We start from the raw sequence: 25763 nt of genomic DNA on the forward strand, positions 1-25763 counted from the left end.
GTCCTCGACCGCCTCCCCCTCACCCCCAACGGCAAGATCGACCGACGCGCCCTCCCCGAACCGGCCGCCGTCGTCTCCGAGGGCCGCGCCCCGCGCAACCCGCTGGAGGAGACCCTGACCGGCCTCTTCGCCCGCACGCTGGGCGCCGCGGAAGCGCTGAGCATCGATGACGACTTCTTCCACCACGGCGGCCACTCCCTCCTGGGCGCCCGCCTCACCAACCACATCGCGGTCTCCCTGGACGTCCGGCTCACCGTCCGCGACGTCTTCGAGCACCCGACACCGGCCCGGCTCGCCGAGCACATCACCGCACTGAAGTCCGCGCCGGCCGCCAAGAAGGCCCGGCCCGCCCTCCGCCGTCGTACCGAGACAGAACGGATCAGCTCATGACCTCCGTGTCCCCCGCCCCCGAAGACGTCGTCTGGGACCTTCCCGGTGACGGTCCGCACCGCATGTCGCTTCTGGTGCTGCCGCACGCCGGGGGCAACGCCCACGCCTACGGCGGCTGGCGCGAGCACCTGCCGGCCGATGTGCGGCTGCTGATCGGCCAGTACCCGGGGCGTGGCGCCCGCTACTGCGAGGACCTGCCGCTGTCCGTGGACGACCTCGCGCAGCCCGTGGCGGACTCGCTGCCCGCCGACACCGGTGAGCTGGTGGTGCTGGGGCACAGCATGGGGTCGCTGGTCGCCTTCGAGGTGGTACGCGCCCTGCGGGCGGCCGGCCGCACTCCGCGGCTGCTGATCGCGTCCGCGTGCCGGGCGCCGGTACTGCCGAACCAGTGCCCGGTGCACCCGGAGCGGCTGGACGACGACGAGCTGGTCGCGGCCATCAAGGAGCGCGGCGGCACCGACGACGGCATCCTCGACGACCCGGAGCTCCGGGAGATCGTCCTGCCGTCCATCCGGGCCGACTTCGCGATCGACGACGCCTACCGGTGCACCGCCCCGGACGCGCGACTCGACTGCCCGGTGGCCGTGTTCGGCGGGTCCGAGGACCCGATCGTCCCGGCGGACCTGCTCGCCGGCTGGTCGCTGGTGACCGGCCACGCGGTCGTGCCGCAGCTGCTGCCCGGCGACCACTTCTACTTCCAGCAGGACCTGCCGGGCTTCTTCGCCCGCCTGAACCCGGTCCTGGACACCCTCCGCGACTCCGCCGCGGCCTCCGCGTAACCACCCACCCGACTTCGCTCGAAGCAAGCCAAGGAAGAGGAACCCATCGTGACCGCTCTCGCCCAGCCGCCCGCCGCCGCCATCGCCCCCGTCCGGGAGCCCGGCAAGCCGGTGATCGTCCACACGCCGGAGTTCGGGACCATGGCGGAGGCCACCACGTGGCTGAACGCCCAGCGGCCCGCGATCCAGGCCGAGTTGCACAGGTCCGGTGCGGTCATGCTGCGCGGCCTGCCCGTGCGCGACGCGGCGACGTTCGCCGAGGCGCGGGACGCGCTCGTCGCGGAGCGGGCCGGCTACAAGGAGAAGGCCACCCCGCGCACCGACTTCGGTGAGGGCGTGTTCTCGTCCACGGACCTGCCGGCCGTCCAGCCGATCCGGCTGCACAACGAGAACAGCTACACGCTGGACTTCCCCGGTGTGCTGCTCTTCGGCTGTGTCACCGCGCCCGAGACCGGCGGCGCGACGACCGTCGGCGACATGCGGGCTGCGCTCGCCATGCTGCCGCCCGAGCTGACCGCGCGGTTCGCGGAGGCCGGCTGGCTGCTCGTACGCAACTACTCGGACCTGGCGGGCATGCCGTGGCGCAAGGCGTTCTCCTCTGAGGACCCGGCCGGTGCCCAGGAGTACTGCGACGCGCACTCCATCGGCTACGACTGGCTGGACGAGGACACCCTGCGTACGCGGCAGCGGCGTTCGGCGATCATCACGCACCCGGTGACCGGTGAGCGGGTCTGGTTCAACCACTTCGCGTTCTGGAACGCCCGCAGCCTGGACGAGGACGTCCGCGACGTGCTGGTCGAGACGTTCGGCGCGGACGGGCTGCCGTTCAACACCTACCTCGGGGACGGCACCGCCCTCACCGACGCGGAGGTCGACGCGATCAACGACGCCTACCAGGCGGTCACCGTACGGGAGACCTGGCAGGCCGGTGACGTGATGCTCGTGGACAACATCCTCTGCGCGCACGGCCGCGAGTCCTTCACCGGCGACCGGAAGATCCTCGTCGCGATGGGCGAGCCGGTGCCGCTGTCCGACTGCTCGCCCGCCTCCGCCCCCTCGACCACCCTGTACGGAAAGTGAGCCCCGCCATGACCGCCGTACTCCCCGAGCGCACGACCGCCCCCGCCCCCGCCCACCCGGCCGGCTGCCCCTGCGAGACCTGCGCCGCCGCCGGGACCGGCGCGGCCGACCTGATGGCCCGGCTCGCGGCCGTGCCCGGTGACCGCACCGCCGTGGTCGCCGGAACACAGCAGCTGACGTTTCATCAGCTGCGTGAGCGCGCGGCCTCGTTCGCGCACGGGATCGCCCGGCTGGGCGCCGGTCCGGAGAGCGTCGTGGCGCTCTGCCTGCCGCGCGGCGCCGACCTGGTCACCGCGATCATCGGCACCCTCACCGCGGGCGCCGCCTATCTGCCCGTGGACCCGGCGCTCCCCGAGGAGCGGCGGCGGCTGCTCCTCCAGGACTCCGGGGCCGACCTGGTGGTCACCGACGGCACCGGCCCCGCGCTTCCCGGCATCCGGGCGGTCACGACGGGCGAGCTGACCGCGCTCCCGGGCGGGGCGTTCGCGCCGGCGCCGGTGGGGCCGGGGGCGCTCGCGTACGTCATCTACACCTCCGGCTCCACGGGCCGGCCCAAGGGTGTGGAGATCGCCCGCGGTTCGGCCTCGCTGCTGCTGCGGGAGCTGGAGGACGCGGGAGCGGCGAGCGGTGAGGGCCTCCGGGTCGGGTGGAACGCGTCGCCGTCGTTCGACGCGTCGGTGCAGCAGTGGGTGCGGCTGTCGCGCGGGGACACTCTCGTGATGACGGACGAGGAGACGCGTCGCGACCCGGCCCTGCTGGCCGCCTTCATCGACGCGCAGGGGCTCACCGATCTCGACATCACCCCGTCGCACGCCGAACCGCTCCTGGACCTGCTCACCCCGGACGGCGGCCCGCGCCCGCTGACGCTGCTCGTCGGAGGCGAGGCGATCGGCCCGGCGCTCTGGGACCGGCTGGCCGAGGCCCACCGGGCGGGTGTGCTGCGCGCGGTGAACGTGTACGGGCCCACCGAGTGCACCGTCGACGCGACGGCCGGCTGGATCGAGGAGCCGGGCGAGCCGCACATCGGTGCCGTGCTCCCGGGGCTGCGGATGCGGCTGCTCGACGCGCACCTGGCGCCGGTCGGGCCGGGTGAGGACGGGGAGCTGTATCTCGCCGGGCCCCGGATGGCCCGCGGCTACCGCCGCAGCCCGCAACTGACCGCCCAGCGTTTCGTCGCCGACCCGTTCGGCGCGCCGGGCAGCCGGATGTACCGCACCGGGGACCGTTGCCGGCTGCTGCCGGACGGGCGCCTCGTCCACCTCGGACGCCTCGACGGGCAGGTGAAGCTGCGCGGCCACCGCATCGAGGTGCAGGAGATCGAGGCGACCCTGAACCGGGCCGGCGCCACCGAGGCGGCGGTGGTCCTGGGCGAGGACGCCGGGGGCACGCCGTGCCTGATCGCCTACCACCGGGGCGGTGACGCCGACGCGCTGCGCGAGGCCGTGACGCAGGCGCTGCCGGGGTACATGACGCCGTCCGCGTTCGTCGCGGTCGAGCGGTTCGCGACGACGCCCAGCGGCAAGCTGGACCGGTCCGCGCTGCCGGCCCGGACCGAGGCGGCCCAGCAGGCGCCCGCTCCCGGGACCGGGCTGAACGGGCAGGCGGAGGAGCTGATCGCCCGGGTGTGGGCGCAGGTCCTGGGCGCCGCGTCGATCGGCCCCGACGACAACTTCTTCAAGCTGGGCGGCCACTCGCTGCTCGCCATCAAGCTGGTCTCCCGCGTACGTGCCGAACTCTCCGTCGCCCTGCCGGTGAAGGCGGTCTACGCGCACCCGAGGCTGCGTGATCTCGCCGCCCACATCGAGGAGCTGACGGCCGCCAAGGATGGCTGACCCCCGCCTCCGCACCGGCCCGTCCTCCCGCCCTCCCCCGCCGTCCACGAGGAGCAGCAACCGTGATCCCCCTCTCGTACGCCCAGCACCGGCTGTGGTTCCTGAACCGACTCGAAGGCCCGTCGGCCGGGTACAACGCGCCCGTCGTGCTGCGCCTTGAGGCCACGCCCGACCGGCACGCCCTGGAGGCGGCGGTCCGTGACGTGGTGGACCGCCACGAAGTGCTCCGTACGGTCTACAAGGCCGTGGACGGGGAGCCGTACCAGGAGGTCGTCGGCGATCCCGGCGTGCGCCTCGGCGTACGGGAGTGCGGGGCGGGCGACGATGTGGACGCCCTGGTCACCGACTTCGCGCGGCTGCCGTTCGACGTCACACGTGATCTGCCGCTGCGAGCGCGGCTGTTCACGGTGCACGACGGAAGTGCGGTGCTGGTGCTGCTCGTTCACCACATCGCGACCGACGGCTGGTCCGTCGGCTGCCTGCTCACCGACCTCGACCGCGCCTACACGGCCCGGTGCGAGGGCCGCGTGCCCGGGTGGGAACCCCTGCCCGTGCAGTACGCGGACTACGCGCTGTGGCAGCGGGACATGCTCGGCGACCCCGCCGATCCCACGAGCCTGGCCCACGAACAACTTGCCCACTGGCGTGCGGCCCTGGACGGCGCACCGGCCGCGACCCGGCTGCCCGCCGACCGTCCCCGCCCCGCCGAGCCGAGCCACCGGGGAGCGCTGGTCACCGCCCGCCTCTCCGCCCGCGCCCACAAGGCGCTCGCCGCGACCGCCCGCGCCCACCGCGCGACGTTCTTCATGGCCGCCCGGGCCGCCCTCTGCGCCGCGTTGGGAGCGGCGGGGGCCGGGCCCGACGTGGTGGTGGGGACGCCCGTGGCGGGCCGGCCCGAGGAGGATCTGCACGACCTCGTCGGCTTCTTCGTCAACTCGCTCGCCCTGCGCGCCGATCTGTCCGACGACCCGGACCTCGGCACGCTGCTCAACCGGGTCCGCGAAGGGGACCTGGCCGCCATGGCCCACGAGGACCTGCCGTTCGACCTGCTCGTCGAGGACCTCAACCCGGAACGGTCCCTCGGCCTGCACCCCTTCTTCCAGGTCATGCTGACCACGCAGACCGCGCGGGACACCACCTGCACCCTGGGGGCCGTATCCGGCACCCTCGACGCCGCGGACCTGGCCACCGCCAAGTTCGACCTGAGCTTCCACTGTGCCGAGACCCACGGCCCCGACGGCGATCCCGCCGGGGTGCTGCTCGGCCTGCAGTACGCGACCGACCTGTACGACGAGGAGACGGCACACCTGCTCCTCACCCTGTTCCACCGTGCGCTGACCGCGTACGCCGAACAGCCGGCCGGCACACCCCTCAGCCGGACCGGCCTGCTCACCGCCTCGGACCGCGAGGCCATCGACCGCCGTCACGAGGCCCTGACCCGGGCCGGACAGCGGACCGCCGCCACCCCGGGCGACCGTGACGGCGAGAACCGGCGCACCCACGCCGCCGACCCCCGCGAGGAGATCCTTCGCGGCCTGTTCGCGGAGGTGCTGGGCCGGGACGAGGTCGGCGCCGAGGACAGCTTCTTCAAGCTGGGCGGCCACTCGCTGCTGGCCGGGAAGCTCACCAACCGCATCCGCAAGGCGCTGGGCGTCCAGGCCGCCATCCGCGACGTGTTCCTGGCGCCCACCCCCGCCCGGCTGCTGCGGCGCCTCGCGGAACAGGGCGACGGACCGGTCCGGCCGCCGCTGCGCCCGGTGCCCGCCGCTCTGCGGCCGGAGCGGCTGCCGCTGTCCGCCGCGCAGCAACGGCTCTGGTTCGTCGGCCAGCTGGAGGGCCCGAGCGCGACCTACAACATCCCGGTGGTGACCCGACTGCGCCGCCCGGTGGAGCCGGCCGCCTTCCGTGCCGCGCTCGCCGATGTCGTACGACGGCACGAGGTGCTGCGCACGGTGCACAGGTCGGCGGACGGGGAGCCGTACCAGGAGGTGCTGGCGCACGCGGAGCCCGTGCTCGATGTGGTGCGGACGGGTGGGCCGGAGGAGCTGCGGGCGGCCGTGGACACCGCCGCCGGGTACGTGTTCGACCTCGCGGCGGAGATCCCGTTCCGGGCGTGGCTCCTGGAGGAGGCCGACGGGGGCCAGGTGCTGGCGCTGCTGGTGCACCACATCGCCGGGGACGGCTGGTCCACCGGCTGCCTGCTCGCCGACCTGGACCGGGCCTACCGGGCCAGGTGCGAGGGCCGGGCGCCCGGGTGGCAGCCGCTTCCCGTCCAGTACGCCGACTACACCTTGTGGCAGCACGAGTTGCTGGACGGTGAGCACGGGCTGGCCGGCGAGCAGCTGGCGTACTGGCGGACCGCCCTCGACGGAATGCCGCCGCTGCTCGCACTGCCCACCGACCGGCCGCGCGGGCCGGAGCCGGACGGGCGGGGCGCGCTCGCGCGGTTCGAGGTGGGCGCCGAGACCCACCGGGCGCTGCTGCGGTGCGCCCGGGAGAACGGCGTCACCCTGTTCATGGTGGTGCAGGCGGCGCTCGCCGCGCTGCTGACGCGGCACGGGGCCGGCGAAGACCTGGCCATCGGGACCACCGTGGCCGGGCGGGGCGACGAGGCGCTGCACCCGCTCGTCGGGTTCTTCGTGAACACCCTGGTGCTGCGTACCGACACCTCGGGCGACCCGGCCTTCACGGAGCTGGTGCGCCGGGTCCGGGACACGGGCCTCGGCGCCTACAGCAACCAGGACCTGCCGTTCGACCGGCTCGTGGAGCACCTGAACCCGCACCGCTCGTCCGCGCACGCCCCGCTCGTCCAGGTGATGCTTCAGGTGCACGCGGCGGGGGCGGGCGAGTCCGGCGCCACGGCGTCCGCGCTGGACGGCGAGCCGGTGGCGTTCGGGGGCGCGGGCGCCAAGTCGGACCTGACGTTCGCGCTCACCGAGACGGTGGGCCCGGACGGTGAACGGGGCGGGCTGCGGGGCGTTCTGGAGTACGCCACCGCACTGTACGACGCGGAGACCGCCCGGCTGCTGGTCCGGCGACTCGCCGAGATCCTGGACGCGTGCGCTGCGGACCCGGGGGCGCCGCTGTCCGCGCTGGGCGACGGGCGGCCCGCGACGGGCGGCCCGGAGGTGGTCCTCGACGCGCAGGGCCGCCGTGCCCCGGTCCGCGTACCGGGCGAGGTGCACGAGCCGGGCCCGGACGGCGGGCTGCGCGCCACGGGACGGCGGGCGTACCGGGGTGCGGACGGGGCGCTGCGGCCCGTGGCCACGCAGTTCGTGAACGGCTATCCGGTGGAGTCCGGTCAGGTGGAGGGTGTGCTCACCCGTCACCCGGCGGTGACCGGGGCGCGGGCCCTCGTGCGCGACGGGCGGCTGCTGGTCTTCGTGACCTGCGCCCCGGGGACGCCGCCCGCCGAGAGCGCGTTGCGCGCCTGGGCCGCCGAGCGGCTGCCCGAGTATCTGGCGCCGGCCCGGGTGGTGCGGGCGGCCCGGCTGCCCGCCCCGGGCGAGGATCCGGCGGAGCTGTCCGAGGACGACACCGCGAGCGCCGCCCCCACGGGCGGGGCGGACACCGACGGGCGGCTCCTCGGGATCTTCCGGGACGTGCTGGGCGGGCGGGACGTCGGGGCGGACGACAACTTCTTCAAGTCCGGCGGGCATTCGCTGCTGGCGGTGCGTCTGCTGAACCGGATCCGCTCGGAGTTCGGCCGGGACCTGACGTTGCGCGATGTGTTCCGCAACCCGACGGCGGCGACGCTCTCCCGGCGGCTCGCCGGGGCCGTGGCCGACGCGACCGAGCCGGAGGAGGCCGGTCCGGTGGCCGCCCCGGCACTGCGCCGCCGGACCAGGGCGGGCGCCCGCAGGGGGTGAGGAAGCGACGGGGCGGGGGCCGGAGCGGCAGCTCCGGCCCCCGCTTTCTGCCGCCCGGAGCTGCCGGGCGGACTGCCGAGAGGGGCGGTCGGGGCCCCCTAGCGTGAAGGCACGGAGGCGAGAGGAACCGTTCGCCCCGGTCTCTCGGCGCCCCAGACGGAGGAAACCCCAGGATGCCCCCCATCAGAACGGACGACCTGCTCGACGGCGGCCCCTCTCCCTCGCCCGCCCCGCCGGTGCTCGACCTCATCGCCCACCAGGCGCGCATCCGGCCCGACGCGGTCGCCCTGGTGCACGACACCGCCCGGCTGACCTACGCGCAGCTCGCCGCCGCCGTTCGGGAGCGGGCGGGCGCGCTGGCCGCCGAGGGCGCGGGCCCGGGCCGGCTGGTCGCCCTCCACCGCCCCCGTGGGATCGACGCGATCGTCGGTCTCCTCGCCGTGCTCGGCACCGGCGCCGCCTATCTGCCGCTCGACATCCAGGCCCCCGACGCACGGAACGCGGCCATCCTCCGGGACAGCTGCGGCGACTCCGCGCCCGCGCCCGCCGAGGTGGCCGCCGCCGGTGAACTGGTCCTGCCCGGTCCGGGCGCACCGGCCGGGGCGGCCTACGTGATCTACACCTCCGGGTCCACGGGCACCCCCAACGGGGTCGTCGTCGCCCACGACTCGCTCGCGCACTTCATCGCGGGCGCCGTCCCGGCATACGGCATCGGCCCCGCGTCGCGGGTCCTCCAGTTCTCGCCGCTGCACTTCGACGCGAGCGTGCAGGAGGTGTTCGCCACGCTGGGCGCGGGCGGGACGCTGGTGCTGCGTACGGACGACATGCTGGACGTACGCGATCTGCTCGCCGGCTGCGCCCGGCACGGGATCACGGTGCTCGACCTGCCGGCCGCGTACTGGCACGAGCTGGTCCACGTCCTCAGCACCGGCGCGGTGGGCCTGCCCGGCTGCCTGGACACGGTGATCATTTACGGGGAGGCGGCGCTTCCGGAGCGGGTCGCCCAGTGGCGGGAGCTGACCGGGGAGCGGGCGCGGCTGCTGAACGCGTACGGCCCCACGGAGACCACGGTGGTCGCGACGGTCGCCGACCTGACCCGGCACGGGGACGGTCCGGTGCCGATCGGCCGGCCGCTGCCCGGGGTCCGGGCGGCCGTCGTCGGCGGTGAACTGTGGCTGCTCGGGGGCGGGTTGTCGTACGGCTATCTGAGCAACCCGGAGCTGAACGCCCGGCGCTTCACCGAGCTGGACGGGGAGCGCGCCTACCGCACCGGGGACCTCGTCACGATCGGCGAGGACCGGCAGATCCTGTACCACGGGCGGCTTGACGACGAGGTGAAGATCGGCGGGCAGCGCATCGACCCCGCCGCGATCGACTCGGTCCTCGCGGCGCATCCGAAGGTCCGCGAGGCCGCCGTCGTCGCCCAGCAGGACGCGGACGGGGTCAAGCGGCTCGTCGCGTTCGTCGTCACCGAGGGCGGGGTGGGGGCCGAGGAGCTGCGCAGCCTGGTGCGCGAGCGCATGCCCGCCGCCGCCGTGCCCGCCGCGGTGGGGATCGTCGCCGCGCTGCCCCGGACCAGCTCCGGGAAGATCAACCGCAAGGCGCTGCGGACCACGGACCCGCGTCTTTCGGTCGTCCACGAGGAACCGCTGCCCGCCGAGGACCGGGTGCCGCTCTCGCACGCGCAGCGTCGGCTGTGGCTGCTGGACCAGCTGGACGGTCCGTCCTGCGCGTACAACATGCCGATCGTGCTGGAGCTGGACGGGGTGCCCGACCGGGCGGCGCTCGCCGCCGCCGTCGGCGATCTCGCCGAGCGGCACGAGGTGCTGCGGACCGTGTTCCTGGCCCCGGAGGACGAGCCGTACCAGCATGTGCTGGCCGCGTCGGCGGTGCGGGCGCGTACGGTCGGGTGCCCGGCCGGTGAACTACGCGAACGGGTCGCGGATTTCGTGGCGGAGACGTTCGACCTGGCGCGGGAACTGCCGTTGCGGGTCGCGCTGTTCGTGCCCGAGGGCCCGACGGATGGCGGCCCGGCGGCGGTGCTGGCGGTGCTGCTGCACCATGTGGCGGGCGACGGCTGGTCGCTGGCGCCGCTGATGAACGACCTGGCCACCGCGTACGCCGCCCGTGCGCGGGGGCGTGCGCCGGAACAGGAGCCGCTTCCCGTCCAGTACGCCGACTACACCCTCTGGCAGCACGACGTCCTCGGGTCGGCCGACGACCCGGACTCCGCCGTCGCGCGCGGCCTCGCGCACTGGCGGGCCGCGCTGGACGGGCTGCCGGCCGTCACCGGTCTGCCGCTGGACCGGCCGCGCCCGGCCGTGCCGGACCACCGGGGCGGGGTCGTCTCCACGCGCCTCGGCCGGGACGCGCACACCCGGCTCGCCCTGCTGGCCGACGCGCACGGCGCGAGCATGCTGATGGTGCTCCAGGCGGCGCTGGCCCTCGCGCTGCGGGCGGCGGGCTGCGGGGAGCGGGTGGCTTTGGGCACGCCGGTCGCGGGGCGGGACGACGAGGCGCTGGGCGCCCTCGTCGGCTTCTTCGTCAACACGCTGGTCCTGCCGACCGACACATCGGGTGAGCCGGCGTTCGCCGAGTTGCTGGAGCGGGTACGCGACACGGACCTCGGCGCCTACGAGCACCAGGGCCTCCCCTTCGACCTGCTGGTGGAGCATCTGAACCCGCCGCGCACGCCCGGGGTGCACCCGCTCTTCCAGACGATGCTGACCCTGCGCACCGCGGCCCCGGACGACGCCCCCTTCGCGTTCGGCGCGCTCACCGGCCGCTTCCGGGCGGACGGCCCCGCCACCACCAAGTTCGACCTGACCGCCGCCTGCGTGGAGCACCGCACCGCCGACGGCACGCCCGCCGGTCTCGAACTCGCCCTGGAGTACGCGCGTGACGTCCTCGACGAGGACACCGCCCGCCTCCTCCTCGACGCCCTCGAACGCGCCCTGCGTGCGGCCGCCGAGCGGCCCGGGGCGCCCGTCGCCGACAGCGTGCTGCTGGGCGACGAGGAGCGCCTGGCCCTCGCCGGGCGCCGGGAGCGGGTCGCGGCCCTCGCCGTCCGGCAGGCCGCCGACGCCGAGGCGGCCCGGGCGGGCGGCACACCGGACGCGGAACACGTGGGCACCCTGCGGGAGATGTTCGCGGAGATCCTGGGGCTGGACGAGGTCGGCCCGGACGAGGGGTTCTTCACCATCGGCGGCCACTCGATGAGCGGGGTGCGGCTCGCCAACCGGATCAGGGCCCGCCTCGGCGTCGACATCCATGTGCGGGACCTGCTGCTCGCTCCGACCCCGGCCGCCCTGGCCCGCCGCATCGCGGAGCAGCGGGCCGCCGGGGACGGGGGCCCCGCGCTCGTCCGCCGCACGGAGCGGCCGGAGCGCCTGCCGCTGTCCCGGGCGCAGCGCCGGCTCTGGTTCATCGACGCGCTGGAGGGGCCGAGCGCCGCGTACAACATCCCGCTGGTGCTGCGTCCGGCCGAGCCGCTGGACGCCGAGGTCCTCGGCCGCGCCCTGGCCGACCTGGCGGAGCGCCACGAGGTGCTGCGTACCCGCTGTCCTTCGGTCGGCGGGGAGCCGTACCAGGAGATCGTGGCGGACGCGCGGCCCGTGCTCGATGTGCGGACCGTGCCGGCCGGCCGGTTCCGGGCGGCGGTGGCCTCGGCCGCCGGGCACGTCTTCGACCTCGCCGGTGAACTCCCGCTGCGGGCCGCCCTGCTCACCCCGGACGACGGCGGAGGCCAGGTCCTGGTCGTGCTCGTGCATCACATCGCCGCCGACGGCTGGTCGACGGGCCCGCTGCTCGCGGATCTGGGGGCCGCGTACGCCGCCCGCGCCGGGGGCCGCGCACCGGGCTGGGAGCCGCTTCCCGTCCAGTACGCGGACTACACGCTCTGGCAGCAGGAACTTCTCGACGGGTCGGCGGCGCATGACCACCTCGCCTTCTGGGAACGGGCCCTGGCCGACGCGCCGCCCGTCCTCGAACTGCCCGCCGCCCGCCCCCGCCCCGCCGAGGCCACCCACCGGGGCGGCCACGCACCGCTCATCGTCGACGCGGCCACCCATGAGGCTCTGGAGGAGCTGGCCCGGCGCCACGGCGCGACGCTGTTCATGGTGCTGCAGGCCGCGCTCGCCGCCGTCCTCACCCGGCACGGGGCGGGCACCGATCTGCCGCTGGCCACCATGACGGCCGGGCGCGACGACGAGGCGCTGAGCGATCTGGTCGGCTTCTTCGTCAACACGCTGGTCCTGCGCACCGACACGTCGGGCGACCCGGAGTTCAGCGAGCTGCTGGGGCGGGTGCGCGACACGGACCTCGCCGCCTACGCCCATCAGCGGCTCCCCTTCGACCGGATCGTGGAGCACCTCAACCCGGCCCGCTCCACCGCCCACCACCCGCTGGCCCAGTTCGTCGTACAGCTCCACCACGACTACGCGGCCGCCCGTGCCGAGGGGCCGCTGCTCCGGGCCGAACCGGCCCCGCTGGACACGCTGACCACCAAGTTCGACCTGACCCTCGCCCTGTGGGAGCGGAAGGACGGGGCGGGGCTGCCGGCCGGTCTGGCGGGCGGGCTCGAATACGCCACCGACCTGTTCGACGCGGCCACCGCCGGCCTGCTCGCCGCGCACATCGGGCGCCTGCTGCACACCGTCGCCGCCGACCCGGGGGTACGGATCGGGGCGGTGGACCTGCTCACCGACGCCGAGCGGTTCCGGCTGGTCGCGGAGTACAACGACACGGCCACCGTGACCCGCGACCGGGCGCCCGTCCACGAGGCCATCGCCCGCAGGGCCGCGCTCACGCCGGAGGCGCCCGCGCTGATCACCGGCGCGGAGACCCTCGGCTACGGCGGGCTCGACGCCCGTGCCGACGCGCTGGCCGCCCGGCTGCACGCGGCCGGGGTGCGCAGGGGCGACACCGTCGGGGTGCTGCTGGAACGGGGTGCGCCGCTGGTGGTCACCGCGCTCGCGGTCCTCAAGTGCGGCGCCGCCTACGTCCCGCTGGACCCCGCGCTGCCCGGGGCCCGGATCGCGCTGATGGTCCAGGACGCGGGTGTGCGCCTGATCGCGACGGACACCGGCCAGGCGGGCGCGGTACCGGAGGAGGTCCCCGTACCGGTCCTGCTGGTCGACGTGCCCGCCGAGGGCGCACCGCAGACGGGCCACGCTGCCGTGGCGGTCGACGGCGACGACCTGATGTACGTGATGTTCACGTCCGGGTCGACCGGCCGCCCGAAAGGCGTCGGCGTCACCCACCGCAACGTGACCGAGCTCGCCGCCGACCGCGACACCACCTCCGGCGGCCCCCACCGGATGCTGGTGCACTCCGCGACCGGGTTCGACGCCTCGGTGTTCGAGATGTGGGTGCCGCTCCTCAACGGCGGCAGCCTGGTCCTGATGCGCGGCGACGGCACCGACCTGGCGGAGACCGGCCGCACGGTCCGCGAACACGGCGTCACCGCCGCCTACTTCACCGTCGGCCTGTTCCATGTGATGGCCGACGAGGCGCTGGACACGCTGCGGCTGCTGCGCGAGGTGTGGACCGGCGGCGACGTCGCCTCGCCCACCGCCGTGCGACGGGTTCTGACGCACTGCCCGGACACCGCCCTCGTCCACTCCTACGGCCCCACCGAGACGACGTTCGCCTCGCACAACCAGTGGCTCACCGGCCACCGGGGCTCGCTCGGCGGATCCGGGCTGCACCTGGGCCGGCCCATGGACAACACCCGCAGCCACGTCCTGGACGCGGCGCTGCGGCCCGTGCCGCCGGGCGTGCCCGGGGAGCTGTACATCGCCGGTACGCATGTGGCGCGCGGGTACACCGGGCGCCCGGACCTGACGGCCGAGCGGTTCGTGCCCGATCCGTTCGAGGCGGACGGCAGCCGGATGTACCGCACCGGTGACCGCGTCGTGTGGACGCCCGAGGGCGAACTGCGTTTCCTGGGGCGGGCGGACGGCCAGGCCAAACTGCGCGGGGTGCGGATCGAGCCCGGCGAGGTGGAGCACGCGCTCGCCGCCCACCCCTCGGTCGGGCAGGCCCTCGCCGTCGTACGCGAGGACCGACCGGGCGAGCGGAGCCTCGTCGGGTACGTGGTGCCGCGCGCCGGGTCCGAGGTCACCGGGGCGGAGGTCCTGACCCTGGCCCGTACCACGCTGCCCGCCCACCTGGTGCCGTCGGCGGTCGTCGTCCTGGACGCCGTGCCGCTCACGGTGAACGGGAAGCCGGACCGCCGGGCGCTGCCCGCGCCGGACCGGCCGGCCGCCGGGTACCGGGCGCCGCGCAACGCCCGGGAGGAGGTGCTGTGCGGGCTGTTCGCCGAGATCCTGGGCGCGCCCCGGGTCGGTCTGGACGACAACTTCTTCACGCTGGGCGGGCATTCGCTGCTCGGTGTGCGCCTGGTGAGCCGGGTGCGTTCGGTCCTCGGCGTCGACCGGACGGTCCGGGACCTGTTCCGCTCCCCGACCCCGGCCGGGCTGCTCGGCGCGCAGGACCCGGACGGCACGGCCGGTGCGATGGGTGTCCTGCTGCCGCTGAACACCCGGGGCGGCCGCCGCCCACTGTTCTGCGTGCACCCCGGGACCGGCGTCGGCTGGTCGTACGCGGGCCTGGCCCGGCACCTCGGGGAGGACCAGCCGCTGTACGCCCTCCAGGCCCGTGTGCTGAGCGAGCCGGGCCATCTCCCGCGCACCGTCGAGGAGATGGCCGACGACTACCTGGAGCGCATCCGGCAGGTCCAGCCCTGGGGCCCGTACCGGCTGCTCGGCTGGTCCTTCGGCGGGATCGTCGCCCACACCATGGCCGTCCGGCTGCGCGCGTCCGGTCAGCGCGTCGAACTGCTCGCGCTGATGGACGTCCACCAGACCGGGCCGGGCAGCGTGTCCGTGCTGCCGGCGCGGGGACGGGACGCGGCACCCGAGGAGGACGCGCTGCCGGAGGCGGTGGACCCGGTGCTCGACGGCTTCAGCGCCGAGGAGATACGGGCGGTGGCGCGCGCCTCCGAGATCCATGCGGCCCTCATGGCACGGCACAGGCCGGAGCTCGCGGACACCGGCGCGGTCTTCTTCACCGCCCGCAGGCCCGGCGAACCGGAAGGTGCGCTGGCCGCCACCTGGAATCCGTATCTGACGGGCCGGGTCGAAAACCACACCGTGGAATCCACGCATCTCCGGATGGCCGAGGAAGAACCTCTCGCACACATCGGAAAAGTCATCGCGGAGAAACTCTCCGCACTGCAGGGGAACAGCCTGCGGGAAAACGAAACGAGGAGTTATTCATGAGCGACATCGCGAACCCCTTCGACGACGCCGAGGGCTCCTTCCACGTCGTGGTGAACGACGAGGACCAGCACTCCCTGTGGCCGGCCTTCGCCGACATCCCGGCAGGCTGGGAAGGTGTCTGGGGGCCCGGCAACCGCTCCGAGGCCCTGGAGTACATCACCGCGCACTGGACCGACATCCGCCCCCGGAGCCTGGTCGCCCAGTACGCCTGACCGGCCGCCACGCCCCTGCCGTGCCCCCGCAGCTCCTGCGGGGGCACGGCATTTCCGTATGCCCGCCGGCCCCTTTCCCGGGAAATCCAGGAAAAGGGGAACTGCCGCCTGTTACTGCCGCTCGACTTCCGCCTCGACTTCCGCCCGCGAGGGGTTCGGGAAAATATTGTCGAGGGCATGAAGATACTCCTGAGCGGAACCGCTTCGGACTCCCATACCTGGAACCTCGTGTATCTCGGGCTGTTCCTGGAGCAGCGGGGGCACGATGTCGTCGCGCTGGGCCCCTGTGTGAGTCCCCGTCTGCTCACGGCCTCCTGCCGCCTGCACGCCCCCGACGCGGTCGTGCTCAGCAGCGTCAACGGGCACGGTTACCGGGACGCGCTCGCCGCCGTGCGCGCGCTGCGGGCCGAATCGGAGCCGGCCGCCCTGCAGGTGGCGGTCGGCGGCAAGCTGGGCACGGCCGGCCACTCCCGGGAGGCCGAGGCTGCCCGGCTGCGCGCGGCGGGCTGCGATGTCGTCCTCGGGGACGGGGCCGGCGACCTGGACGCCCTGTGCGCGTTCCTCGAGGCGCCCGCGCGGGTGGGGGCATGACCGCCGCCGCGCCGCGCCCGTTCGGCGCGTTCCTCGCGGCGTCGGCCGCCGGCGGACGGCTGGTGGTCCAGCCCCGCATGGGCTTCGGCGACCCGCACGCCATGCGCACGGGACTTGAGCGGACCAGGGCAGCCGCGGCCACGACCGTCGGCACGCTCACCATCGACAGCTACACCCGGGTCGGTGACCTCGCGGGTGCCCGTGCCGCGCTCACCGAGGGCGCCGGGCTCAACGGCTATCCGATCGCCACCCACCCGCTCGCCGTCACCCGCGCCCTGCTCGACGGGGTGCACGACGACGGCTTCCCGGTCCAGGTCCGCCACGGCTCCGCCCGCCCGCAGGCCATCGTCCGGGCGCTGCTCGCCGCCGGACTCGACGCGACCGAGGGCGGGCCCGTCTCCTACTGCCTGCCGTACGGTCGCACCCCGCTGCGCGAGTCCGTCGCCGCCTGGGCCGAGGGGTGCGAACTCCTCGCCGGACACGCCCTCCCCGGCTCCGTGCCGCACCTCGAAAGCTTCGGCGGCTGTCTGCTCGGCCAGCTCTGCCCGCCCGGGCTGCTCGTCGCGATGAGCGTGCTGGAATGCCTGTTCTTCGCCCAGCACGGGGTCCGCAGCGTGTCGTTGAGCTACGCGCAGCAGACGGACCCGGGCCAGGACGAGGAGGCGGTACGGGCCCTGCGCCGGCTGGCCGGAGAACTGCTGCCGGCGGGCGTCGACCACCACGTCGTGCTCTACACCTACATGGGCGTCTACCCGCGCACCGAGCGCGGGGCGACCCGGCTGCTCGAAGCGTCGGCACGGCTCGCGGTGCGGGCCGGAGCGGACCGGCTCCTCGTCAAGACGACCGCCGAGTCTCGCCGTATCCCGACCGTCGCGGAGAACGTCCGCGCCCTGGAGACCGCGGCCGCGGCCGCCGCGCTCGCCGGTCCCCCGCTGCCGGGCGGCCGGGAGGACTCCGAGGTCTACGCGGAGGCGCGGGCCCTGGTGGAGGCCGTGCTCGGGCTCCACCCCGACCTGGCCCGTGCGCTGCCCGCCGCCTTCGAGCGCGGCCTGCTCGACGTGCCGTTCTGCCTCCACCCCGACAACGCCGGCCGCTCCCGCGGCGTCATCGGCTCGGACGGGCGGCTGCGCTGGTCGGACACCGGCGCGATGCCGATCCGCCCCGACGCCCCGGCCGATCTGGCGCCGCTCACCGCGCAAGGCCTCCTCACCGCCCTGAACCACATGGCCGACCGCTACGACCGGCCGCCGGACGATCTCGTGACCGCGTACCGACCACGCACCGCCGCCCCTCACCACCGCCACGAACAGGAGCCCGTCATGGACCACGCCCCGCAGCCCGCAGGCCCCGCCCTGCCGCCCCCGCTCGGCGAGCACCTGCGCTCCCCGCAGCTGCGCGCCGCCATGCTCGTCCAGCAGGAGGCGCTGTGGGCGGCCCGCGACTTCCTGCGGCGGTCGGGCTTCACGGAGCTGCTGCCCCCGCTCGTCGGACCCGTCACCGACCCGGGAGGCCGGGGCGCCAAGGCGCTGGACGTCGACTACTACGGACGCCCGTACAAGCTGATGACCAGCGCCATCCTGTACAAGCAGGCGTCGCTGCACGGCTTCCCGAAGCTGTTCTACATCGCGCCCAATGTCCGCGTGGAGCCGGAGGAGACCGCCACCACGGGCCGCCATCTGGTCGAGTTCCACCAGATCGACGTGGAGATCGCCGGCGCGAGCCGCGAGGACGCCCAGGAGGTCGCCGCCGGTCTTCTCACCCATGTCGCCGAGCACGTGTGGAGTGCCGTTCCCGAGGTTCTCGCCGAACTGGGCCGCCAAGAGGCCGACTTCGCCGACGTACGCAGCGGCAAGTACGACGTGTGCACCCATCAGGAGGCCGTTGCGCGGCTCCTGGCAGCCGGGCACCCGCAGAGCCCGGACAGCGAGATCGACTGGACCGGGGAACGGCTCCTCTCGCTGGAGAGCGACCGGCCGTTCTTCATCAACGACTACCCGAAGGGCTCGCGCGGCTTCTACGACCGCGAGGACCCCGAACGCCCCGGCGTGCTCCGCAACTTCGACCTGATCGCCCCGCACGGCTACGGCGAGCTGGTCTCGGGCAGCGAGCGCGAGTCGGACTACGCGACCATCGTCACGCGGATGCGCGAGAGCGGTGAGAACCCCGCCAAGTACGCCTGGTATCTGAAGGAGGCCCGCGAGGGCATCCCGGCCAGCGCGGGCTTCGGGATGGGCCTCCAGCGCCTCGTCCGCTTCCTCACCGGACTCGACTCGCTGTGGCAGGTCAGCGCCTACCCGAAGCTCCCCGGGGTGGTGGCCCCGTGAGCGCCCTCACCGCCCCCGGCCTCCCCGAGCGCGCGATCCGCGCCCGCGCCCGGCGCGGCACCGCCGAGGTGTTCCCCGACCCCGGCTCGTACGGTGGAGAGCTCTTCGGCCCCGGGCCCGCGGCCGGAACGGACGCGCTCGACCGGGCCAGGATCGTGCCGCCCGTCTTCATGCCGGAGCGGCTGGAGAAGCTGATCGCCCTCGCCCGCGAGCCGGAGTCCGGGGACGTCGGACTGGGTGTCAGGACCGGCGGGTTCACCGCTTCGCTGCCGCTGTACCTGTCGGCCTTCGGGTCGACCCGGGCGGGCAGCGGCGACCTGGCCGTGCAGGCGTCCCGGCAGGCCGGCCGCCTCGGCATCCCCATGGTCATCGGCGAGAACATGGTGCCCGTGCACGGCTACCGGCGCGGCGGGGACGCCGCCCGCTCCGCGCTCCTCGCGCGCATCGAGGCGTATCTCGACGCGGCGCCCGAGGGGGTCGGCGGGATCGTCGTCCAGCAGTCCACCGAGGACGCCGACTCGGAGGTCTGGAACCTCCTCTACAGCGACCCCGCCACCCGTCCGCTGCTCGCATCGGGGCGCCTGGCGTTCGAGTTGAAGACCGGCCAGGGCGCCAAGCCGGGCCTGGGCGGCATGACCGTCGTCGGGGGCGCGGAGGCGGCCCAGCTGGCGGACCGCTTCACGGTCACCGAGGCGTTCGGCGCGGACGACGAGCGCCGGCTGCGCTGTGCCACGCCGGGCACCTTCACCGACGAGATCCTGCGCCAGCAGCTGCGCTTCATGCGGAACAACTTCCCCAAGGCCCGTACGTGGGTGAAGTTCCACCCGGGCCGCGACATCCGGCACGCCGCGCGAACCGCCTGGGCGGCCGGGGCGGACGCCGTCACCGTGGACGGCGCGGAGGGCGGCACCGGCTGGGCGCCCCGGGTCTTCCTGGACCAGGTCGGTCTGCCGCTCGCGGAGTGCCTGCGCAGGATCGGGCGGCCCGGGGGCTGCCTGCTCGCGAGCGGCGGGATGTGGGAGGGCGGACGCGCTCTGCGTGCCCTCGCCCTGGGCGCCACGGCCGTCGGGCTCGGACGCGCCGCGCTGGTCGCCGTGGACGAGGACCCGGAACACGGCCTGGTCCGGCTCGCCGAGAGCATCGCGCTCGAACTGCGTCTGCTGATCAGCGCGTTGGGCAAGTACGAGGCGGGCGCGCTGGGCCCCGAGGACCTGTGGTGGCCGGACGGCGGCCCCTTCGACGCCGGAGCCCCGCTGCCCGCCGACCGGGCGGCCGCCGGAGCGACACCGTGAACGGGCGGGCGATGTCCGCGTCGGCACACGCCACCGGGGGCCGGTCCGCCGCGTCACGGCGACCCCGCCGCGTCACCGGCCGCCACCGCACCGTCCGGGCCCGGTTCGAGCTGCGGGAGATCCCCGGCGTCACCGTGCACGGCGTACGCGACGCGGCCTCCCGGGCCCCGGTGACCGGTGGCCCGGCCCCGGTGACCGACGCGCCGGATCCCGTGACAGACGGCCCGGACCCCGTGGCAGACGGCCCGGACCCCGTGGCCGACGCCTGGGCCCCCGTGGCCGACGCGGCCCGGCTCGCCGCCCAGCGGGCCCTGGCCGAGGCGGGCCGGGGCTACCTCGGCGGCTGCCTGGAACTCCGCGCCCCCGGGCGCGTCCGCGCCGCACGCGACCGGCGGGCCCTGCGGCGCGCCGCGGGCCGGGCCGCCGCGCTGGCCGTCGCGGCGACGCTGCGCGGCGACGACACCGGCGTCCACGTCCGCGTCACGCGCCGCTGAACCACGTAGGCGGCGCGCCCCCTACCGCACCAAGCCAACCCGGAATGCCGACCTCAGGAAGCCGATCCCATGACATCGAACCCCACCGCCCCGCCGTCCGATGCGGGCCCCGCGCCGGACTGGCGGCGCATCGGCAGCTTCATCACCGGACAGGCGGCCGTGCAGTGCGGCAGCTTCGCGCTGATCATCGCCATGAGCTGGACGGCCGTCCAGCTCGGCGGCCGGTCCGCGGTGACCCTCGTCATCCTCGCCTCCACCCTGCCGCGCGCCCTGATGCTGCTCTTCGGCGGCGCCCTCGCCGACGCCCTCGGCCCGCGCGCGGTCCTCCTCCGGGCCACCGCGACCCGGCTCGTCGTGCTGCTGATCGGCGCCCTGGTCACCGCGGGCGCCCACAGCATCTGGCCGCTGATCGCCGTCGCGGTGGTCGAGGGCTCGCTGCTCGGCCTGACCGGTCCGGCGTCGGGCGTGCTGCTCACCCGGCTGGCCCCTCAGGAGCACTTGGGCCGCGCCAACTCCCTGTTCTCCATGGTGATGCGGCTGGCGCCGATCGCCGGATCACCTCTGGGCGCCTGGCTGGTGGTGGCGGGCAGCCTGTCCGGGGTCATGCTCGTCTCGGCGGCCGGGTGCGCCGTCTGGCTGGTCTGCGCGTTCCACGTGAGCCGGGGCATGACCCGGCCGGAGCGCGGCGCCGGGGCGGGGGGCACGTCACTGTTCCGGCGCTCCGGCGACGGCCTGGCGCTGCTGGGCCGTCACCCCCGTCTGCGCTGGATGTTCGTCGCCTGCTTCTGCATGGACTTCGCGTTCCTCTGGCCGGCCGAGGTGGCCCTGCCGCTGCGTGCGGCCGGCGAGGGCTGGGGCATCGGTTCGGTCGCCGCGGCCCTGACCGCGTTCAGCGCGGGCGCCCTGGCGTCGGCGGCGGCCGGTGCCGTCCTCGCCCACCGCATCCCCGTCCCGATCAAGCTGATCGTCACCGGCACCGGGCTGGCGGTGGGCATGGGCGCCATGGCCCTGGCGCCCTCGCCGGCCGTCCTCGCGGTCACCGCCTGCGCGGTCGGCCTGTCCTCGGGGCTCAACGGACCCGCCCTGGTCACCGCGTACCAACAGGCCGTGCCCGAGGGGAAGCTGGGCGCCGCGATGTCCACGTTCTCGCTGTCCAGCATCGGGGCCGCGCCCCTGTCCCTGGCCGTCTTCAGTTCGCTCTCCGCGCCGCTGGGCGTGACCGGCACCTGGCTGCTGTGCGCATCCGTCGCGCTGTTCTCACCGGTCGCCGCCACGCTCGCCCTGCGCGCCCCGCTGACGCGGAAGGCCCCCGTCACGACGGAGGCCACCGCCGCCCCCGAGCCCGCCGCCACAGCCGTGTGAGGCAGCCATGTCCCTGCTGGACCCCCGTCCGTCACCCGCCCTCGAATCCACCGTCCCGGAATCCGCCCTGCTGCCCGCGGCGCTGCCGCCGCTGCCCGCCGCCCTGCCCCCACCGGCCGGGCCGGGCCCCGGCCGCCCGCAGCTCTGGCTGGTGGCCACCGCCGTGCACGAGGAGACCGCGGCCCGGTACGCCCCGCTCGTGCTCGGCCCCGCCGAACTGGCCCGGGCCGAGGAGTTCCGCCGCCCCGCCGACCGCGCCACCTATCTGTGCGCCCACGTCGGACTGCGCCGGGTCCTCGGCAACCACCTGGGCGTCGCCCCACGCACGGTGTCGGTGGCCCGGGCCCCCTGCCCGGGCTGCGGCGAACCGCACGGGCGGCCCGTGCTCCGGGACGGGCCCCTGCACTTCTCGCTCTCGCACTGCGAGGGCCTGAGCCTGATCGCCGTCGCCGCCACCCCGGTCGGCGTGGACGTCGAGCCCGTACCGGACCCGCGCACCCTCCTGGAGGCGGCCGATGTCGTCCACCCCTGGGAGGCGGCGGAACTCGCCGCGCTGGCACCCGCGTTGCGGCCGGCCGCCTTCGCCCGGGTGTGGACCCGGAAGGAGGCGTATCTGAAGGGCCTCGGCATCGGCCTGGGCGCGGACCCGTCGCAGGAGTACGTGGGCGCCGGACCGGCACCGGCTGCCCCGGGCGGCTGGCTCCTGGCCGACATCGCCGTCCCGCCCGGCCACCGCGCGGCGGTGGCGCTCCGCCGCGACGAGACGGGCGGCACCGGCCCGGACTGACCGGCTCTGCCCCGTAACGCCCCCGGCGGCGACCACCGCCGGGGGCCTCCGCCTGCCGGACGGACGGTGTCCGGCCTTACGTTGTTCCGGAAAAGACAACCGATTTCCAATATCCGGAACAACGTCGAAGCGAGGCGCCCGTGCCCACCGTGACCTTCCTGACCATCGGCCAGTCCCCCCGCCCCGATCTCTCCGCGGCCATCGAGGCGGAGCTGCCGCCCGGCGCCCGGATACGGCACGCGGGGGTCCTCGACGGACTGGACCGGGCGGAGGTGGGGACGCGGTTCGGGGCGGCGGCCGGGCGGGCGACGCTGCTGAGCCGGCTGGCCGACGGGACCTCCGTGACCCTGGACGCCGATGCCGTCGGGGCCGGGCTCACCGCCCTCGTGGAGCGGGTGGAGGCGGAAGGGGCGGACGTCCTGGTGCTCCTGTGCACCGGGGAGTTCCCGGGGCTGCGGACCCGGCGGGCGCGGCTGGTCGAGCCGGACGCGCTGCTCACGGGGTATGTGGGCGCTGCGTTGCGGGGCGCCCGGGTCGGGGTCGTCGTACCGCTGCCGGAGCAGGTGGCGGAGGCCCGGACGAAGTGGCGGGCGCTCGACCCGGCCCCGGATTTCGCCACGGCCTCCCCGTACGCCGACGACGACGGCGCCCTGTGCGCGGCGGCCCGCACGCGGCTGGACGCGGGGGCGGAGGCACTGGTGCTCGACTGCATGGGCTACGGGACCCGGCACCGCGAGGCGCTGCGCGCGGCCGGGATCACCGCGCCGGTGCTGACGCCGGGCGCGGTGGTCGGCGCGATGCTGGGACCGTTGCTCGCCTGACGAACGACCCCGGGGCCGGGGCCTATTCGGCCACGTACCGCAGCCAGTACGGATCGCCGATCCGCTTCCCCACGCGCCGGGCGGCGTCGCGCACCGCGCGTCCGAAGCGGGCCTCGTTCTCGTGGCGCAGCTCGGGGGCGGGCAGGGCGATCCCTATGCCGAAGACCTGCCCCGTATCGCTGTCCACGACGGCGGCGGAGATGCCCGCGACGTTCGGCACGAACTCTCCGCGCGAGGACTCCCAGCCGTCCGCGCGCACCCGGGCCAGCGAGGAGACCAGCTCACCGGGGGTGCGCGGGGCCGAGCCGGTGGCCTGTTCGAGGCGGGCGTCGACGAGTCGCAGCACCTGCGCGTCGTCGAGGCGGGCGAGCAGGGCGCGGCCCATGGAACTGGCGTAGGCGGGCGCGCGGGTGCCTGCCGGGGTGTACGCCTGGAGCGCGCCGACCGTGCCGATGCGCATGTGCAGCACCAGCGATTCGGTGCCGTCGAGCACATCCACGTAACCGGTGTAGCCGATGTCGGCGACGAGCCCGGCCAGTTCCTCCTCCAGGAGCGAGGCGGTGGAGCGGGAGGCGCGGAAGTGGTACGAGGCTTCCATGACGAGTTCGCCGGGCCGGTAGGCGCGGCTCACCGGGTCGCGGTCCAGGAAGCCGTATTCGGCCATCATGCTCAGCGTCCGTGACACGGAGCTCTTCGGCAGGTCGAGGGCGCCCGCCACATCCGTGACGGTCAGGTCGCGCTGAAGGCGCGCCAGCAGCCGCAGGACGTCCCGCGCGTTGGCGAGTGTGCTCACCGTTCTCCTGCCTCCCCCGGGCCCCTGGCCCGTGCGTCCGATCGTAAGGGGCGCCCACATACCGAGACCGCCGCCCACCCCCTTGACGGGCGGGCGCGCCGCGGAGATGATCCAGCGTATCCAGATATTCACACATGGTTCCAAATTTTGGAACTCCTGGAGCGGCGGAGACGCCGCCCCGCACGGAAGCACCGGAGATCCATGAGCACCGACGCGACGCCCCGGGCCGTCACCGACGCCCCGCATTCCGCGGCCGACGGAGGGCGCCACCCCCGCGCCCTCGCGCCCGGCAACCTGATCCTCACCGTGGTGCTCAGCGTGTTCGGCGCGGTCGTCGGTGTGCAGCTGCTCGCCACCCTCGGCGTCACGCCCAGCACGTCGCTGATCGGTGCGCTGGCCGCGATGACGCTGGCCCGTGTGCCGCTCGTCGCCTTCCGCGGCTTCCGCTCGGTGCACGCGCAGAACCTGGCGCAGACGAGCATCTCGTCGGCCACCTTCGGGGCCGCGAACAGCCTGTTCCTGCCGATCGGCATCCCGTTCCTGTTCGGGATGGACGACATGATCGTCCCGATGCTGGTCGGCGTCTCGGTCGCGATGCTGGTCGACGCCTGGCTGCTGTACCGGATGTACGACACCCCGGCCTTCCCCGCGAAGAACCCGTGGCCGCTGGGGCTCGCCGCCGCCGAGGCGATCCGGGCGGGCGACGAGGGCGGCCGTCGCGCCAAGGTGCTGGGCGTGGGGCTGGTGACCGGCCTGGTGGGCGCGGTGTTCTCGCTGCCGATGTCGGCGTTCGGCGTGGCCCTGATCGGCGGCTTCGGCGCGATGGCCGCGTTCGGCGTCGGCCTGCTGTTCACGCAGTACGCGGACCCGCTGTTCGGGCTCGACCTGAACGCGATGTACCTGCCGCACGGGATGATGATCGGCGCCGGGCTCGTCGCCCTCGTGCAGGTCGCCCGGACCATCCTCGGCGCCCGGCGGACGAACGCGGCGCGAGACCGCTCGGCGGCCGGGGCGCCGGAGGGCGCGGAGGACGGCGCGCGGCGGCTGGGGCGCTCGATGCGGCTGGGCCTCGGCGCCTACCTCGCGATCTCGGTCCTGCTGGCCTTCGGGACCGGCGCGGCGACGCACATGAGCCCCGGCATGCTGATCGGCTTCCTGGTGTACGCGACCGTCGCGGCGTTCCTGCACGAGCTGCTGGTCGGCATCGCGTCCATGCACTCCGGCTGGTTCCCGGCCTTCGCCATCGCCCTGATCACCCTGCTGCTCGGCATCCTCATCGGCTTCCCGCCGGAGGCGCTGGTCGTGCTGTCCGGCTTCACCGCGGCGACCGGTCCGGCCTTCGCGGACATGGGGTACGACCTGAAGACCGGCTACCTGCTGCGCGGCGGGAACGCGGACCCGGCGTTCGAGCTGGAGGGCCGCCGCCAGCAGCTGATCGCCGCGATGATCGGCTTCGGCGTCGCGATCGTCGTCGTCCTCGTCTCGTACCGGATGTTCTTCGACAACGGGCAGACGGCCCCGATCGACGCCGCGTACGTCGCCGCGATCAAGGCCGGCCCGTCCGTCGAGACGGCGAAGCACCTCGCGCTGTGGGCGATCCCCGGCGCGATCGTGCAGCTCGTCGGCGGATCGAAGCGCCAGCTCGGCATCCTGCTCGCGACCGGGCTGCTCATCACGACCCCGATGGCCGGCTGGATGGTCGCCGCCGGCATCGCCGCACGCGTCCTCGCCCCGCGCCTGTTCGGCCGGGACGTCAAGGGCGACCTGGAGGTCTTCGCCGGCGGTGCGATCGCCGGCGACGCCCTCTACTCCTTCGGCAACGGCGTGTTCAAGGCCGCCGAGTAACCGGCCCCC

The 25763-nt window shown here is 74.9% G+C and carries 16 protein-coding genes; 15 read left to right on the top strand and 1 reads right to left on the bottom strand.

The annotated features are described in order from the left end of the window. The 14 genes from ACFZAT_RS10510 to ACFZAT_RS10575 all read left to right on the top strand — a co-directional run. The coding region (locus ACFZAT_RS10510) for a phosphopantetheine-binding protein (protein ID WP_391262797.1) at nucleotides 1-390 on the top strand (390 nt) is incomplete at its 5' end. Next, nucleotides 387-1169 carry an alpha/beta fold hydrolase gene (locus tag ACFZAT_RS10515; protein WP_391262799.1) on the top strand — a complete coding sequence of 261 codons (783 nt, stop codon included), beginning with the start codon at nucleotides 387-389 and terminating at the stop codon, nucleotides 1167-1169. The genes ACFZAT_RS10510 and ACFZAT_RS10515, both read left to right, overlap by 4 nt. A 48-nt stretch (nucleotides 1170-1217) precedes the next feature. Beyond that, nucleotides 1218-2249 carry a TauD/TfdA family dioxygenase gene (locus ACFZAT_RS10520; protein WP_391262801.1) on the top strand — a complete coding sequence of 344 codons (1032 nt, stop codon included), beginning with the start codon at nucleotides 1218-1220 and terminating at the stop codon, nucleotides 2247-2249. An 8-nt stretch (nucleotides 2250-2257) separates the two neighbouring features. Next, entirely contained in the window at nucleotides 2258-4081 is a 1824-nt protein-coding gene (locus ACFZAT_RS10525) for an amino acid adenylation domain-containing protein (protein ID WP_391262803.1), read from the top strand. Between the two features lie 62 nt (nucleotides 4082-4143). After that, on the top strand, nucleotides 4144-7950 hold the full coding sequence (locus ACFZAT_RS10530; RefSeq protein WP_391262805.1) for a condensation domain-containing protein: 3807 nt from the start codon (nucleotides 4144-4146) through the stop codon (nucleotides 7948-7950). Nucleotides 7951-8123: 173 nt separating this feature from the next. Then, on the top strand, nucleotides 8124-15233 hold the full coding sequence (locus tag ACFZAT_RS10535) for an amino acid adenylation domain-containing protein (protein WP_391262807.1): 7110 nt from the start codon (nucleotides 8124-8126) through the stop codon (nucleotides 15231-15233). Beyond that, entirely contained in the window at nucleotides 15230-15445 is a 216-nt protein-coding gene (locus ACFZAT_RS10540) for an MbtH family NRPS accessory protein (RefSeq protein ID WP_391262809.1), read from the top strand. Before ACFZAT_RS10535 ends, ACFZAT_RS10540 begins: the two co-directional genes overlap by 4 nt. Nucleotides 15446-15622: 177 nt before the next feature. Further along, nucleotides 15623-16036, top strand: a complete 414-nt coding sequence (locus ACFZAT_RS10545) for a cobalamin-dependent protein (RefSeq protein ID WP_391262811.1) — start codon at nucleotides 15623-15625, stop codon at nucleotides 16034-16036. Beyond that, on the top strand, nucleotides 16033-18360 hold the full coding sequence (locus ACFZAT_RS10550) for an amino acid--tRNA ligase-related protein (RefSeq protein ID WP_391262813.1): 2328 nt from the start codon (nucleotides 16033-16035) through the stop codon (nucleotides 18358-18360). The genes ACFZAT_RS10545 and ACFZAT_RS10550 overlap by 4 nt, the downstream gene beginning before the upstream one ends. Continuing rightward, nucleotides 18357-19652 (top strand): glutamate synthase-related protein, encoded by a 1296-nt coding sequence (locus tag ACFZAT_RS10555; RefSeq protein WP_391262815.1) that lies wholly within the window; start codon nucleotides 18357-18359, stop codon nucleotides 19650-19652. Before ACFZAT_RS10550 ends, ACFZAT_RS10555 begins: the two co-directional genes overlap by 4 nt. An 11-nt stretch (nucleotides 19653-19663) precedes the next feature. Further along, nucleotides 19664-20146 carry a hypothetical protein gene (locus ACFZAT_RS10560; protein ID WP_391262817.1) on the top strand — a complete coding sequence of 161 codons (483 nt, stop codon included), beginning with the start codon at nucleotides 19664-19666 and terminating at the stop codon, nucleotides 20144-20146. Nucleotides 20147-20215: 69 nt separating this feature from the next. Then, a complete protein-coding gene (locus tag ACFZAT_RS10565; protein WP_391262819.1) occupies nucleotides 20216-21508 on the top strand; it encodes an MFS transporter in 1293 nt (430 codons plus the stop codon). Between the two features lie 7 nt (nucleotides 21509-21515). Continuing rightward, nucleotides 21516-22295, top strand: a complete 780-nt coding sequence (locus ACFZAT_RS10570; RefSeq protein ID WP_391262821.1) for a 4'-phosphopantetheinyl transferase superfamily protein — start codon at nucleotides 21516-21518, stop codon at nucleotides 22293-22295. Nucleotides 22296-22435: 140 nt separating this feature from the next. Then, nucleotides 22436-23116, top strand: a complete 681-nt coding sequence (locus ACFZAT_RS10575) for an AroM family protein (protein WP_391262823.1) — start codon at nucleotides 22436-22438, stop codon at nucleotides 23114-23116. A gap of 22 nt (nucleotides 23117-23138) precedes the next feature. Here the strand turns inward: ACFZAT_RS10575 and ACFZAT_RS10580 are convergent, their stop codons facing one another. Then, nucleotides 23139-23909 (bottom strand): IclR family transcriptional regulator C-terminal domain-containing protein, encoded by a 771-nt coding sequence (locus ACFZAT_RS10580; RefSeq protein ID WP_391262825.1) that lies wholly within the window; start codon nucleotides 23907-23909, stop codon nucleotides 23139-23141. A gap of 201 nt (nucleotides 23910-24110) precedes the next feature. On the opposite strand from ACFZAT_RS10580, the gene ACFZAT_RS10585 reads away from it, so the two are divergent. After that, entirely contained in the window at nucleotides 24111-25754 is a 1644-nt protein-coding gene (locus ACFZAT_RS10585; RefSeq protein ID WP_391262827.1) for an OPT/YSL family transporter, read from the top strand. Nucleotides 25755-25763 lie beyond the last annotated feature (9 nt).

The sequence above is a fragment of the Streptomyces sp. NPDC008163 genome (genome assembly GCF_042956885.1).
Lineage (GTDB): Bacteria > Actinomycetota > Actinomycetes > Streptomycetales > Streptomycetaceae > Streptomyces > Streptomyces drozdowiczii_A.

Coding starts and splice junctions, on each gene's coding strand:
- ACFZAT_RS10545 (WP_391262811.1), top strand. CDS start 15,623: ATGAAGATACTCCTGAGCGGAACCGCTTCGGACTCCCATACCTGGAAC.
- ACFZAT_RS10515 (WP_391262799.1), top strand. CDS start 387: ATGACCTCCGTGTCCCCCGCCCCCGAAGACGTCGTCTGGGACCTTCCC.
- ACFZAT_RS10570 (WP_391262821.1), top strand. CDS start 21,516: ATGTCCCTGCTGGACCCCCGTCCGTCACCCGCCCTCGAATCCACCGTC.
- ACFZAT_RS10535 (WP_391262807.1), top strand. CDS start 8,124: ATGCCCCCCATCAGAACGGACGACCTGCTCGACGGCGGCCCCTCTCCC.
- ACFZAT_RS10550 (WP_391262813.1), top strand. CDS start 16,033: ATGACCGCCGCCGCGCCGCGCCCGTTCGGCGCGTTCCTCGCGGCGTCG.
- ACFZAT_RS10540 (WP_391262809.1), top strand. CDS start 15,230: ATGAGCGACATCGCGAACCCCTTCGACGACGCCGAGGGCTCCTTCCAC.
- ACFZAT_RS10560 (WP_391262817.1), top strand. CDS start 19,664: ATGTCCGCGTCGGCACACGCCACCGGGGGCCGGTCCGCCGCGTCACGG.
- ACFZAT_RS10565 (WP_391262819.1), top strand. CDS start 20,216: ATGACATCGAACCCCACCGCCCCGCCGTCCGATGCGGGCCCCGCGCCG.
- ACFZAT_RS10525 (WP_391262803.1), top strand. CDS start 2,258: ATGACCGCCGTACTCCCCGAGCGCACGACCGCCCCCGCCCCCGCCCAC.
- ACFZAT_RS10585 (WP_391262827.1), top strand. CDS start 24,111: ATGAGCACCGACGCGACGCCCCGGGCCGTCACCGACGCCCCGCATTCC.